16 protein-coding genes and 2 tRNA genes are annotated in these 13,583 nt (G+C 43.7%); 9 read left to right on the top strand and 9 right to left on the bottom strand.

Features of this window, described 5'->3' with window-relative positions; all coding sequences use genetic code 11:
• Positions 1-113: 113 nt before the first annotated feature.
• The 3 genes from FTU95_RS07165 to FTU95_RS07155 form a co-directional block, all read right to left on the bottom strand.
• Positions 114-189, bottom strand: a tRNA-Phe gene (locus tag FTU95_RS07165).
• A gap of 136 nt (positions 190-325) precedes the next feature.
• Positions 326-401 (bottom strand) — tRNA-Phe (locus tag FTU95_RS07160).
• 201 nt (positions 402-602) lie between these two features.
• The gene (locus FTU95_RS07155) at positions 603-980 is read right to left on the bottom strand and encodes a GNAT family N-acetyltransferase (protein ID WP_005095200.1); all 378 of its coding nucleotides are present in this window, start codon (positions 978-980) and stop codon (positions 603-605) included.
• A gap of 96 nt (positions 981-1,076) precedes the next feature.
• Between FTU95_RS07155 and hisB the strand changes: the two genes are divergently transcribed.
• The 7 genes from hisB (at position 1,077) to FTU95_RS07120 (ending at position 5,792) form a co-directional block, all read left to right on the top strand.
• A complete protein-coding gene (gene hisB, locus FTU95_RS07150) occupies positions 1,077-1,670 on the top strand; it encodes an imidazoleglycerol-phosphate dehydratase HisB (RefSeq protein ID WP_005095198.1) in 594 nt (197 codons plus the stop codon).
• On the top strand, positions 1,670-2,287 hold the full coding sequence (hisH, locus tag FTU95_RS07145) for an imidazole glycerol phosphate synthase subunit HisH (RefSeq protein WP_005095195.1): 618 nt from the start codon (positions 1,670-1,672) through the stop codon (positions 2,285-2,287). The genes hisB and hisH overlap by 1 nt, the downstream gene beginning before the upstream one ends.
• Before the next feature lie 160 nt (positions 2,288-2,447).
• Complete coding sequence (locus FTU95_RS07140) at positions 2,448-2,981, top strand: DUF805 domain-containing protein (protein WP_005173134.1); 534 nt, start codon at positions 2,448-2,450, stop codon at positions 2,979-2,981.
• A 103-nt stretch (positions 2,982-3,084) separates the two neighbouring features.
• Positions 3,085-3,744 carry a 3'-5' exonuclease gene (locus FTU95_RS07135; RefSeq protein WP_005095191.1) on the top strand — a complete coding sequence of 220 codons (660 nt, stop codon included), beginning with the start codon at positions 3,085-3,087 and terminating at the stop codon, positions 3,742-3,744.
• 8 nt (positions 3,745-3,752) lie between these two features.
• Positions 3,753-3,917: a hypothetical protein gene (locus FTU95_RS07130; RefSeq protein ID WP_171063336.1), complete on the top strand. Its 165-nt coding sequence runs from the start codon at positions 3,753-3,755 to the stop codon at positions 3,915-3,917.
• Between the two features lie 145 nt (positions 3,918-4,062).
• Positions 4,063-4,797, top strand: a complete 735-nt coding sequence (gene hisA / locus FTU95_RS07125) for a 1-(5-phosphoribosyl)-5-[(5-phosphoribosylamino)methylideneamino]imidazole-4-carboxamide isomerase (RefSeq protein WP_005095189.1) — start codon at positions 4,063-4,065, stop codon at positions 4,795-4,797.
• 65 nt (positions 4,798-4,862) lie between these two features.
• Positions 4,863-5,792: a DMT family transporter gene (locus tag FTU95_RS07120; RefSeq protein ID WP_180078005.1), complete on the top strand. Its 930-nt coding sequence runs from the start codon at positions 4,863-4,865 to the stop codon at positions 5,790-5,792.
• Positions 5,793-5,846: 54 nt separating this feature from the next.
• On the opposite strand, the gene FTU95_RS07115 is transcribed toward FTU95_RS07120, so the two are convergent.
• Both FTU95_RS07115 and FTU95_RS07110 read right to left on the bottom strand, forming a co-directional pair.
• On the bottom strand, positions 5,847-7,253 hold the full coding sequence (locus FTU95_RS07115; protein WP_180078003.1) for an FAD-binding oxidoreductase: 1,407 nt from the start codon (positions 7,251-7,253) through the stop codon (positions 5,847-5,849).
• Positions 7,254-7,293: 40 nt separating this feature from the next.
• Positions 7,294-8,625: an APC family permease gene (locus tag FTU95_RS07110; protein ID WP_180050200.1), complete on the bottom strand. Its 1,332-nt coding sequence runs from the start codon at positions 8,623-8,625 to the stop codon at positions 7,294-7,296.
• A gap of 96 nt (positions 8,626-8,721) precedes the next feature.
• On the opposite strand from FTU95_RS07110, the gene FTU95_RS07105 reads away from it, so the two are divergent.
• Positions 8,722-9,081: a helix-turn-helix domain-containing protein gene (locus FTU95_RS07105; protein ID WP_005095181.1), complete on the top strand. Its 360-nt coding sequence runs from the start codon at positions 8,722-8,724 to the stop codon at positions 9,079-9,081.
• 357 nt (positions 9,082-9,438) lie between these two features.
• On the opposite strand, the gene FTU95_RS07100 is transcribed toward FTU95_RS07105, so the two are convergent.
• Genes FTU95_RS07100 through FTU95_RS07090 form a run of 3 tightly spaced genes read right to left on the bottom strand, consistent with a single transcriptional unit; the run spans position 9,439 to position 11,465 of the window.
• Positions 9,439-9,834 carry a hypothetical protein gene (locus FTU95_RS07100; protein WP_005095179.1) on the bottom strand — a complete coding sequence of 132 codons (396 nt, stop codon included), beginning with the start codon at positions 9,832-9,834 and terminating at the stop codon, positions 9,439-9,441.
• Between the two features lie 20 nt (positions 9,835-9,854).
• On the bottom strand, positions 9,855-10,481 hold the full coding sequence (locus tag FTU95_RS07095) for a DUF1294 domain-containing protein (protein ID WP_005173140.1): 627 nt from the start codon (positions 10,479-10,481) through the stop codon (positions 9,855-9,857).
• A 36-nt stretch (positions 10,482-10,517) separates the two neighbouring features.
• Positions 10,518-11,465 carry a homoserine kinase gene (locus tag FTU95_RS07090; protein ID WP_180078001.1) on the bottom strand — a complete coding sequence of 316 codons (948 nt, stop codon included), beginning with the start codon at positions 11,463-11,465 and terminating at the stop codon, positions 10,518-10,520.
• Positions 11,466-11,578: 113 nt separating this feature from the next.
• Here FTU95_RS07090 and hisF point away from each other — a divergent pair, with 113 nt between their 5' ends.
• Positions 11,579-12,337: an imidazole glycerol phosphate synthase subunit HisF gene (gene hisF / locus FTU95_RS07085; protein WP_005095173.1), complete on the top strand. Its 759-nt coding sequence runs from the start codon at positions 11,579-11,581 to the stop codon at positions 12,335-12,337.
• A 596-nt stretch (positions 12,338-12,933) separates the two neighbouring features.
• Here hisF and FTU95_RS07080 read toward each other — a convergent pair.
• Entirely contained in the window at positions 12,934-13,578 is a 645-nt protein-coding gene (locus FTU95_RS07080) for a hypothetical protein (RefSeq protein WP_074383899.1), read from the bottom strand.
• Positions 13,579-13,583: the final 5 nt, after the last annotated feature.

The following is a 13,583-nucleotide window of genomic DNA, read 5'->3' as shown; positions in this document are numbered from 1 at the left end:
AAATACGGCAGGAACAATAAGAAAATATAGATTTAATTCTGATCTGATTTTGTTGTAGACAAACATTACAGGTAAAAAAAATCCCCAAACATGGTTTGAGGATTTTTTGAATATGGTGGCGAGACCCAGGATCGAACTGGGGACACACGGATTTTCAATCCGTTGCTCTACCTACTGAGCTATCACGCCGATGCGGTGTATTAAGCCGTATCTGGCTGCATTAGTCAATCAAAATTATAAAAAAAATAATTGAATGACTGAATTTTGGTCTAAAAAAAATCCCTGATGGGATCAGGGATTGAAAACTTTAAAATGTTTTAAAATATGGTGGCGAGACCCAGGATCGAACTGGGGACACACGGATTTTCAATCCGTTGCTCTACCTACTGAGCTATCACGCCGATGTCGCGTATTAAACAGTTTCAGCTTTAAATCGTCAAGAGCGCAGAGAATAATTTTCATCAAATGTTTACTTTTCCATCAAATCGCATCAATTTGAGTCATAAATTAAACAGTTTTTACCAAAGACTTCACCAATAAAACAAATCTGCGGTCTTATTTACAAAAAAGCAGCCCGAAGGCTGCGACTGCTTGATCTATTTTTAGATTTTTTCCAGATTGGCCAGACAACGATGGATGGCACCACACCCCGGCACAAAATTCTTGACCCCTTTTTCTTCTTCCATGCGGCAGACTTCACTGACCAGCCTTTCTGCAACGCCACGCCCGCGGTTGGCCGGATGCACCACGATATTTTCCAGAATCCGGCTTTCTCCCTGTCCGGTGCACCAGATTGCCCCGATAATCTTGGTATTAAATTCTGCACTATAAACTGAGGTATACTGTGTAAGGTTTTGCTCTAGTTGTTCCATGGCATCTGCCCCATCGCTAAATTCAGGGCTAGTGTCATACAGTCGCTCAAGCTGGCTGCGCACTTCATCATTTTCTAAAGAAGTATAAGCATGTACGGTAATAGGCATTGATAAACCCTCCTGAGCAATCTAATATGCAGTGACGTCGTCACGGCGAAAATATTTTCTACATCAATCATTTTGACGTATTTGAGGAACGTGTCTATGACAGATCGTATCAGTGAAGTGGTAAGAAATACCAACGAAACCAAAATTCGAGTTCGTTTGAATCTCGACGGTACTGGTCAAGGCACCTTAAACACGGGTATTCCATTTTTAGACCATATGATTGATCAAATCAAGCGTCATGGTTTGTTTGATATTGATATTCATTGTGAAGGCGATCTGGAAATTGATGACCATCATACCGTAGAAGACTGTGGTATTACCTTGGGTCAGGCTTTTGCACAAGCGCTGGGCGATAAAAAAGGCCTGAAACGCTACGGTCACTTTTATGCACCACTCGATGAATCTTTAAGCCGTGTTGTGGTGGATCTGTCTGGTCGTCCAGGCCTGTTTATGGATATTCCATTTACCCGTGCCATGATCGGCCGTTTTGATGTGGATTTATTCTCTGAATTCTTCCAGGGCTTTGTCAATCATTCATTGATGACCGTGCATATCGACAACCTGAAAGGCAAAAACAGCCATCACCAGATCGAAAGCGTATTTAAAGCTTTTGCGCGTGCGCTGCGTATGGCCTGTGAAGTGGATCCGCGTGCTGCGAACACGGTCGCTTCAACCAAAGGAACGCTGTAATGACCCGTATTGCCCTTCTTGATTATGGCATGGGAAATTTGCACTCTGCAGCAAAAGCACTCGAACATGTCGGCGCCACGGTTGATGTGACCAATGATCCTAAACTGATTGCGCAAGCAGACAAAATTGTCTTTCCGGGTGTGGGCGCCATGCGTGACTGTATGCAAGGCATGCATGAAGCAGGTATCGATGAAGTGGTGCGTAACGCAGTCTTCAACAAACCGGTACTGGCAATCTGTGTCGGGATGCAGGCCTTGATGCAGCATTCTGAAGAGAATGGTGGCACAAATGCACTGGATATTTTCAAAGGTGCGGTCAAGCATTTCCCGGAAATGGCCGGTCTAAAAGTGCCACATATGGGCTGGAATCAGGTACATCAGGCCAATCCAGACCATCCGATGTGGAACAATATTGAACAGGACGCGCGTTTTTACTTTGTGCATAGTTACTATGTAGAACCACAAGATTCAGACTTGGTGGCAGCTACTTGTACCTATGGCATTGAGTTCTGTACTGCAATTCATAAAGAAAACCTGTTCGCGACCCAGTTCCATCCGGAAAAGAGCCATACCGCCGGTTTGCAGTTATTGAAAAACTTTGTGGACTGGAAAATCTGATTTTCCTTTCGCCTAAAAAGCTCGCAGATTGCGAGCTTTTTTATTCATTTAGATTAGTTCACTGCTAGTGATTCTGACTATTTTTTAGTCACTAAAATTGTTATGATGTTGAAGTAACTCATTATATTTAAAAATAATTAAACTCAGGGGAAATACAATAATGAATCCACACTATCCAAGCAATGAATCAGCTTTAAGCCCAAATGGTCGTTTTGGCCGCTTGTCTTATCTCGGCTGGAACATGCTAATGACCTTTTCGCTCCTGATCATCATTGGGATCATTGCAGCTTTTTCACCTGGCCTATTTATGGATAGCTCTGCCTTGGCAGGCTCATCCATGGTTGCAACTGTTCTCATCGGACTCGCTTACTTGGTCATGCTTTATTTTAGTTTTGTTTTTACTATTCGCCGTCTACATGACCGCAATCATACTGGATGGTTATCGCTGCTGATCTTGGTTCCGCTACTCAATCTGATTTTTATCCTTTATCTGATTTTTGCCAAAGGTGATGACAGAAGCAATCAATACGGCCCGCGACGTACCACCAAAGCTTGGGAAAAGGTGTTGGGATTGATTTATGTACTTATTTTTCCAATCGGTATTTTAGCCGCGATTGCAATCCCTGCTTATCAAGACTATGTGACGCGTGCTCAACAGGCGCAGATGGAACAGAGTAGCTATCACACTGATTAAGCCTGGTTAAATTTTGCATAAAGCCTATTCTTTATGGGCTTTATTTTTGCCTAGAGCTGGAAAAGTGATTAAGCTGAACGCATTCATTTCATGATTGAAGCCTATGCAACAGCTGCTGGACACTTTACCAAGCAAGGAACAAATTCAGACCTTTCCTGTATTTCAAAATCTTCCGATGCAACAGATTCAGGTGATTAATAGCCTGGAACAATGTCATGCTCTTGAACAGGAACTAAAAAGCCATGCAGTCCTGGGTTTCGATTCTGAATCCAAGCCCACCTTTAAAGTCGGTGAAGTCTCCACTGGGCCACATTTGATTCAGCTGGCGACTTTAGACAAAGCCTATTTATTTCAAATGAGTCCGGCGATCTGGGATTTTCTTAAACCGATCTTTGCCAGTCGTGATCAGATCAAGGTCGGTTTTGGCCTGAAAAATGATGCGCACCTGTTCCGTAAAAAAGGCATTGAACTGAATAGTGTGATTGAACTATCCAAATGTTTTAAAGCTTTTGGTTTAAATAATCCGGTCGGATTAAAAAATGCCATGGCGTTGTTGTTTCAACTGAATTTCCCCAAATCGAAACGGATTAGTACTTCGAACTGGGCCAGCAAGAAGCTCAGCCCGGCACAGATTGATTATGCAGCCGCAGATGCCTACGCGCCCGTGCTGGTATTTGAAGAATTACTACGTCGGGATTTATTACCCAGAGAGATTCCCAATACTTCATTGAAATTGAGAATCCGTCCTTCATCGACGGCTTAAGCGTTTAAGTGGCGTATTGGTTCTGGCAACTTGATGTACGCATGAAAGCCGTGATGAGCACGATCGATGAGGTGGTTGTGACTTTAACAGATCTTACCGCTTCGATCATCGACCAGCTCAGTACACGACCCGTTATGGAAAACCTGATCTCCATTCAAGAGATGAATCATTAATGCCATTAAAATAAATGACCTCACTGCTACCTGTCTACGCACAGGTTTTCTTTATTCATACCGTTTAAGAGTTAGAAATTTCGACTTTATTTGCTAAGATGAATACACTCAAATTCATTCTAAAGATTAAGCAAGGAGCGAAAGCATGCTGATCATCCCTGCAATTGACCTGAAAGATGGCAAATGTGTCCGTTTAAAGCAAGGTCGTATGGAAGACGATACCGTATTTTCAGACGATCCGGTCGCAACAGCACAGCATTGGGTAAATGAAGGCGCTCGCCGCTTGCATTTAGTAGATTTAAACGGTGCTTTCGCAGGTACACCAATCCATAAGCCAGTGGTTGAAGCCATTGTCCGATCTCAGCCTGATTTGCCGATCCAGATTGGTGGCGGTATCCGTTCTCTGGAAACCATCGAGCATTATCTGCAAGCCGGTGTTTCTTTTGTGATTATTGGCACCAAAGCAGTTCAGGATCCTGAATTTGTTGAAGAAGCATGTCAAAAATTTGCTGGCCACATTATTGTGGGTATTGATGCCATGAATGGCATGGTGGCAACAGATGGCTGGGCCAATGTGACTGATGTCAAGGCTACTGACCTGGCGAAACGTTTTGCTGATGCTGGCGTGTCGAGCATTGTCTATACGGATATCGCGCGTGATGGCATGATGCAGGGTGTGAATATTGAGCAAACCGTGAATCTGGCGCAATACTCAGGTTTGCCTGTGATTGCCTCTGGTGGTGTAACCAATCTGGATGATGTGCGTAATCTGAAAGACCAACCGGGTATTTTGGGCGCAATTACCGGCCGTGCGATTTACGAAGGTACATTAAGCTTGCGTGAAGCACAGTTATTGCTAGATGAGCAACAGGCGCTATAATTAAGCCTGCTGTAAAAGAGGTCTTCGGACCTCTTTTTTATTTTTTAATTTTCTGATCTCCTGGCATGTCTACACTTATTTCCAAAAATCACTCCGGCTGGATGGTAAAAGCGCCGCAACTCGCCCTGATCCTGATCACCATTATCTGGGGCGGCAGTTTTATTACTGTGCAATACGGGCTAAATTTTAGTAGTCCGATTATGTTTGTCGGCCTGCGTTTCGCTGCGGCAGCGCTTGCCATCACCCTGATTTCACTGAAGTCGCTAAAAGGCATGAACCTGAAAGAGGTGTTTGCTGGTGTGGTGATTGGCGTCATGATCGCCATCGGCTACGGCACCCAAACTGTGGGCTTGCAGACCATCAGCAGCAGTGAGTCGGCTTTTTTAACCGCCTTGTATGTTCCACTGGTTCCGATCCTGCTCTGGCTCATGTTCCGTAAAAAACCGCATGTCATGACCTGGATCGGAGCATTGTTTGCCTTTATCGGTCTGGTGTTTTTGACAGGAAATGGCTTTGCTGCAATTCAGCTCAGTTTCGGGCAAACCCTGACTTTGCTCGGTTCCATCGCGATTGCACTGGAGATTATTTTTATCAGCTATTTTGCCGAACAGGTCAATGTACGCCGGGTCACGGTGCTGCAACTTATTTTTGCGTCCCTGTTCTGCTTTATGATTGCACCCGTATTAGGTGAATCTCAGCTACCTGAATTTCACTGGCATCTGACAGGAATTTTAGTCGGTTTAGGCATTGCCAGTGCCTTGATCCAACTGGTGATGAACTGGGCGCAGCGCATGGTCGATCCATCACAGGCGGCAATTATCTATGCCGGCGAACCGGTATGGGCAGCCCTGTTTGGCCGTCTGGCAGGAGAACGCTTACCGTCACTGGCTTTATTAGGCGGATTGATGGTGGTACTTGGCGTGATTGCCAGTGAATGGAAACCGAAGTTTTTCAGAAAACAACCAACAGAAGAATTAAAGCAAGATCTTTCTTAATTCCGCTAAAGTCCCCTTTTAAGAAAGGGGAATTTTTTATATTTGTATTTAATTTTAGAAAGATACCATCTTGCCCGGATTCACCAATGCTCCCAGTCCATAGGCAGTTTTGGCAATTGGAATCACCACAGGGGCAAGTGTGCGACCAAACAACATATCCTGATGCTGAATAGTGGTCAGCATATTGAAATCATCTGCCTTGCCACAGAAATCATCTGCAATTGCTTTACCGATACGCACCGTTTGCGCCACACCATGCCCACTCCAGCCTTGCACGGCATAAATCGGGAATTTATGGCCAAATTTACGGCTGTCGGCTGCACCATTCATGGTCAGATCCGTGGTTCCACTCCAGACAAAATCCAGCTCAACCTGTTTTAATTGTGGGAATACATGCTGAATTCGACCTAACAAATACTGATGGGTTTTTTCAGGACTCCAACACGAACCTGTCCCTTCACCACCAAATAAAATTCGGTTTTGAGACACACCCCGGTAATAATCAATCTGGAACTGGGTGTCGTAGACAGGCGCATCGGTTGGCAATAGCTCTTTTAAATTTACTTCTAAAGGCGCTGTGGTACATACATAAGTATAAAATGGAATTGTGGTTCGATTGTTCTTTTGCAGCAGTTTAAACGAAGCATGATGTACGCCCATGACCACACTCTTACGCGCTTTTATTACGCCACTTATGGTCGTGACATAAATCCCATCTTCACGCTCTTCTACTGACACCACTTCAGTTTGTTCAAACACCTGTCCACCGTTTTGGCAGAAGCCATAAACGAGGCCACGGTTCAGTGCGAGTGGATGGATATGTCCCCCCAGCGAGTCAATTAGACCACCACAATAATTCTCTGAAGCAATATGCTGTTTCAGCTCATGCTCACCGACAATTTTGGTGTGGTCTTCACCTAAAAATTTACGTGCATCTACCCCTTGAGTTAAACCAACCAAGTGCCCTTCATGGACTGCTGCGGTAATATGTCCACGTTTACGCTGTAGCTCAAGTTGGTATTTTGCTGCAATGTCATCGATTAAAGACATCGCTTCAGTAGAGCTAAAGTGCCAGAGTTTTTTTGCATCTGCATAGCTGAAATGCTCAATCATTTCTGACGCTTCCCAACGCGCTAGCCCCGGTGTGAGCTGTCCACCATTACGTCCTGAAGCAGCGCCACCAATGCGATTTTTTTCTACCAAAATGGTATCTATGCCATGTTCAGACAGATGGAGTGCTGTCGATGCTCCAAGTAGCCCACCACCAATCACCACCACATCACATTCAAGATCGGCATTTAAACCTGGAAATGCATGCCCAGTTTCGAGTGAGCTTTCATAGTAATTGGCAGGATGTTCAAAATTGCCATGTTTGGGATTAATCCAGTTCCACTCTTTGCCACTCTGTGTATTAATACTGGCTTTAAACTCGACATCTTCAATAAATTTTGGTTTATTCATTTCATCTTCTCACTATTACTTCAATACAATTGATTCGATCTTAGTAAGCACTACTAATCACAATATTCTGTTTACGCAGACGCTTATACATATAGAGCAGCACGCCTACTGCGAGCCAAATACAGCCACAGATCAAAGCTGACATTTCCAGGTTGATCCATAAACCCAACATCACGCCCACCGAAAGCAGGGGCAAAACCAAGTTAAGGAAGACATTTTTTAAGCCTTGACGCTGTTTGTCCTGAACAAAAAATTTTACAAATACCGAGAAATTCACTGCAGTAAAGGCAATCAGGGCACCGAAACTCACCATACTCACCACTGTCGCAAGATCAAGGCTGATGGCGAGGAGTGAAGTTAAGCCAATGAACAGCACGGCATAAAGTGGTGTACCCAACTTGTTATGCACTTGACCGAATGTGCGTTTATGGAAAATTCCGTCACGTCCCATGATATGGATTAAACGCGAGGCACTGGCATGAGTCGCCAAACCTGAAGCAAAGGTATTCATGATTTGCGCGCAGAGGAACACCGCCTGAAACAGTGCCCCACCGACATACATCACAATTTCAGGCAATGCTTCATCGGGGTTGTTAAAGCGGACATTGCTGGGGAAATACAACTGGATAAACCACGATGCCGAGAAGAAAATCACCCCGCCTGTCAACGTGGTCAGCATTACAGCACGTGGAATATTTTTTTTCGGGTCTCTAGTTTCGTGTGACATCGTCGTCACGGCATCAAAGCCCAGAAACGAGAAACATAAAATTGATGCCCCGGCAATTAACGGCAATATACTGCTATCGCCGTTCAATAATGGCGTCATGGTCAGGACGTGATGATAACCTTGCTCCGTACCAATACCCTTGATCACCAGATAGATAAACAGCAGCATTAAAATCAAGGGAGCCACCACAAAAATCAGGCTTAAGTTCGCCAAGATATTAATGCGGAAACAGTTAATCAGGGTCACCAAACCGGTAAAGATACAGACCCACACCCAATATGGCACGCCTGGAATCAGGGCTTCCAAATAGATCCCGGCCAGTAAAGCATTCACGAGCGGCAGCAATATATAATCCATTAAGGCACACCAGCCAACAAAGAAACCGGCTTTCGGCCCGCAAGATTCCGCCGTATAAGTATAAGCCGAGCCCGGTTTTTCTGTCTGGCGACTAAATCGCGCATAGCTGAATGCCGTTAACAGCATGGCACCTAAGGCAAGGATATACGCGAGTGGAACACGTCCCTCAGTGATGCCGGAAACAATCCCAAAGGTATCAAAAACAACCATCGGGGTCATATATGCCACACCAATGATCACGACCTGCCACAAAGACATTTTTTTGAAAGCAACTTGTGCTTTTTCCATTGATGTCACCTGAACATTATTTATTTTCGTTATTTGTTCAATTGCAATGACTATGCCATATAATAAAAATATAAATAAATTGAGTGAGGATGAAAAATGCCAAAGTACAATTTAGAAACTCGAATTGCAGCCATTCAGATGTATAAAAAGACCGATTACAAGGTGGCTGTCTGTAAAGAATTTGGCATCTCTCGGGTGACTCTGGATGCATGGATCCGCCTTGAAGAAGAAACTGGCGACTTGGTCCAGAAACCTGTAAAAAATCGCGGCGCACCGGGCCATATTAAAGATTGGAATGAATTTCAAGTGTTTGTAAGATCTTTAAAATTTCAAAATATTAGTGATTTGGTTCCAATATTTGAACAGCGCTTTGGTTATGCAGTTTCTTATGCGGTTCTGGTGCGTGCTATTCATGTTTTAGGCATGCGTCGCCGTCGTGGTCGCTTTTATTCTTAAATTAAAAATGAGCCCGACAATAAAATAATTCGACCTGTTAAATTTAAAAAAATAAATGTACATTAATGTAAGTTTTCTTTATTAAAAACGTAAACTATATTTATTAAAAAAGTAAATTTATGAAACAAAAAAGTAAAGTCTAAATATTAAAAATGTAAATTTATAAAATTAAAAATATTTAGCAATGTTCGTCATTATGTTCAATGATGATAAGAATTGCTCACTAAAATAGAGCAAGCTTGAATAAAAGTGGTGCGAGTTGGTAATTTTTTTCAGCCTATGCGGACAGCCGGAATCCGTTCTATTACATGAGGCATAAAAAAAGCAGCACTTTGGCTGCTTTTTCTACAATAAAATTTAGGATTTATACATCGGTCGATTGTCATTCAAGCGCATGATGCCACGAATCGCCCGATACACAATCCAGATCCAGGCCAGAAAGACCACCAACAAACAGAAAGCGGATGCACCAAATGCCACGCCTGCAAACAGGTTCGGATCTTCGCCAGTAAAGAACAGAAACAAAAATGGAATAAAGGCAATGATATTCCAGACCAGATACCACCAGAAACTGCGGATCTGCCAGGTGAAGTGGCTTTCAAAAATTGAACCACGTACATCGCGACGTTTGACATAGTTAATGATCAACGCCACGACAGCCAAGAGGCCAGCACTAAAAATGGCCACAATATATAAAATGTACAGTGCAAAAGTCAGTGTGCGATTTGGGTCTTTATCAATGGAATAGTTCACGTCCCCTCCTGATCTTTCCCCTAAATATTTAAACTGTTAAATGGGGAAATTAGCCATATAATCAAAATGATGTTAAAGGCTATAGTACAAAAATATATCTGCCGGAACGGTTGTTTTTGTGTTTTATGTCGCAGTTTTTGCTGGGCTAACCAGGCTGCTGGCCAACCACCTAAAAAAGCCACCAGATGCAGGGTATTTTCCGGAATACGTTGCTTACCCGATTGCGCCGCTTCCTTGTCCTGCGCATACAACCAGTAACTCAATGCATTCATCAAACTGATCAGCAACAAGACCAGTCCACTGAGCAGACCGCCCAAAGTCAATGCGGTCAGCAACAGAATATAAACCACACAGGCAATCTGCATCGGTTGTAATTTCTGTGACTGCTGTTGCTTGTAGGGTTTGAATTTAGCCTGAGACGTTTTGGTTTGCGATGCTTTCAGATACATGACCTGCTGTGCTTTGTATCGTCCGCGCTCATCTAAAATGACCGTGTACTCTAAGGCACAGCCGACGATCGGACGCGGACCTTGCTTGGCAAAGTCCTTGATATGCAGAAATACGCGATCTTTGGCCGAATCATTGGGCTGAATAAAGCCATAACCCTTGTCATCAAACCACTCTACTAAACGTCCCTGATCGCGCATATCCCCTGTCCTTTTGTCTTTATAAATTTTAAATATTTAAGCTGTAACGAATTTTAATCGCTCAATCAACATATTACGCATCTCGACTGGATTTTTTTGCAAAATATCTTCGCCAGTACGACCCAGTGCCGCGTTACGCTGTGCCACCTGTAAACGCATCATCCAGAAACGTCCTGCGGCCATGGCCAAGTACAACTCTAAACATGATTTTTCATCTGCTGTTAAGGGGCGGACGCATTCATAGGCATTTAAAAAGGCAATGGCTTTTTCTTCGTTTAAAGTGACATCCGGATAGTTGGTGCAAAAGTCATTTAAAGTAATCGCGATATCAAATAAAAATTCATCTTTATTCAGTTCATAAAAATCCAGAATACCGTTGAGTTGATCACCATCAAATAAGGTATTGTCCCGGAACAGATCGGAATGAATAAAGCCACGTGGACGATCTGGATAGACTGCTGTTAAAGCGTCATACAGGCCTAAAAGCTTGCCGAGCAACACTTTATCGGCCGGACTTAAACTTGGTTTGATTTCTTGGGACACTGCCAGCCAATACGCATGATCACGCACGAAATTACGTTCTAATTTGAAGTCCTGCAATGCCACATGCATTTTTGCCTGAGCGATAGCAATCGCTTCAACTTGTGCCACGGTCGATGGCATGGGATGCTCACCCAACAGGCGCGGTGCAATCTGTGCCGGTTTATCTTTAATACTGTGAATAGCCTTGCCTGAATGCGATAAAGGCACCGGAACGGCCAAGCCTGCTTTGCCCAAATGTTGTAATACAGGCACAAGTTCCCCTGCCGCCTGTTCATCCATATCCTCAAACACCGTTAGCACATAGTGTGCGTCTTCGCAGACCAAAAAATAGTTGGTATTTTGAATACCGCCTTGAATCGGAATCAGATCAACCGCCTTTAAACCGTAGGGCGCTGCAAAATCCTGAACTTCCTTTAAAGTCAAAGTGGTATAAACCGACATAGAAAACCTGCGAAAAAACTTACATAATTTTGCTAGAATACCGTTTCCATCTGCCAAGGTGTAGCGCTTGCGTGGGTGAGTTTCATAATCGGCTGTAATAATTGGAAAAATTTATGCTAGCTAAACGTATTATTCCTTGCCTCGACGTTGATAATGGTCGTGTGGTCAAGGGTGTTCAATTCCTTGATATTCGTGATGCAGGTGACCCAGTTGAGGTCGCACGTCGTTATAACGAACAAGGTGCCGATGAAATTACTTTCCTTGATATTACCGCTACACATCATGGACGCGACACCACTTACCGTACTGTAGAACGTATGGCTGAATCGGTTTTCGTCCCCCTGACGGTCGGTGGCGGTGTGCGTAAAGTCGAAGATATCCGTTTGCTACTCAATGCTGGTGCAGATAAAGTCAGCATCAACTCGGCAGCAGTATTTAATCCGGAATTTGTCCAGGAAGCATCACAACGTTTTGGCGCACAATGTATCGTGGTCGCCATTGATGCCAAAAAAACCGGCGAAGATAAATGGGAAATTTTCACCCACGGCGGCCGCAAACCGACCGGCATTGATGCCTTGGAATGGGCAGAACAAATGGCCAATTACGGCGCAGGTGAACTCCTGATTACCTCAATGGATGCCGACGGCACCAAAGCCGGTTATGACATCGCCCTGATGCGTGCTATCAATGACCGCGTCACTGTACCGACTATTGCCTCTGGCGGTGTAGGAAATTTACAACATCTGGCGGACGGGATTATTCATGGCGGTGCTGATGCAGTATTGGCAGCGTCAATTTTCCACTTTGGTCAACATACCATTCCTGAAGCCAAAGCCTATATGGCAGCGCAAGGCATTGAAATGCGCCTTTAATTCAAAAACGAATTGGTATTTAAAAAAGAGCATCACAACGATGCTCTTTTTTATTTCTACAGGATAAGCCTAGGCAATAAATCATTTGGAAAATACTCTCATCATCTGTGGCACATCCGGATTTGCTCTAATGATGACTGCTTTGAAAAAGTATATCCATCGTTCTGTGGATTAAAGTAGAACAGCAAACACGACAAGAAAGAGTTAATAGAAAAGGGCTGGTATGTTCAAAATGATGTTTAGGGATTGTTATTGATCAATAGCCGCCGGACAAGGCGAAGCTTTCCAGTGCTGAGCAGCTTAAATATAAAGGACGTTATTTTCTTTCAATATTCACCCCAGTATGAGGATGAACAAGATCGCTCTATTTTGACCGATATTCAAAAGTAAAAATTAAATAAAAAAAAGGAGTCTCGCGACTCCCTGTAAAAACCAAGATTAGACCACAGCGCTTGGTATTCAAAATAATTCATTACACCTAAAACATATAAGTATGTGGCTTCACTCACCAACAACCGTGAATATAGGCCAAATCAAAAGGACAATATTGACAATACATCTGCATTTTATTGACAAATCACGACAAGAACCGGGTTTTAGCGATTTAATGGCCTATTTAAGTGATTGGTCGCAGGATTTTTAGCAATTTTAGCCGGAGTTTCTGCCCACTTGGCTGGAAAATAACGGTCTGCCCAATAGTTCAGTTTTTTCGAGATCGGTGCAGGCAATACCATACCTAAAGGGTTCTGCTCCTGTAAATCTGCGGAGGAAATCACCCGGGTACCCAGCAGATAGTCGAACCAGGGTTTGGTCACACACCAGTTGGCATCCTGATTACTATTCATGTGATGATCATAATGCCAAGGCAGCTTTTTTTTGGCCCATTCTGGCTCCAGATGGGCACGACGATGCCGATAATAATAATTGCCTGCACTATATAATACGGCCAGCGTCATCCCTTTGGAAAAAGGATAAAACGTCAATCCAAAGACTGTAGCAACCACGGCAAGAGAAGCAATTTCATTGCGGGTACGCCAGTTGTTCAGTCCTTCTACATAACCGAAATCGGAAAATTCCGTTTTACGCACAATGCGGTGATGTTCCCAATGCGAACACATGCTTTCTGGAACCGGACTATAGCGGCTCTGTCCTTGGCGGTGAATTCCATGTAACACATATTTATGCGCAAACCATTCAAATCCATTGGCAACGACGAGTCCTGCCAGAAAACCTTTCCACATGATCT

This window comes from Acinetobacter sp. YH12208 (genome assembly GCF_013418055.1).
Classification (GTDB): Bacteria; Pseudomonadota; Gammaproteobacteria; order Pseudomonadales; family Moraxellaceae; genus Acinetobacter; species Acinetobacter pseudolwoffii.
This window is presented reverse-complemented; position numbering and strand designations above follow the sequence as displayed.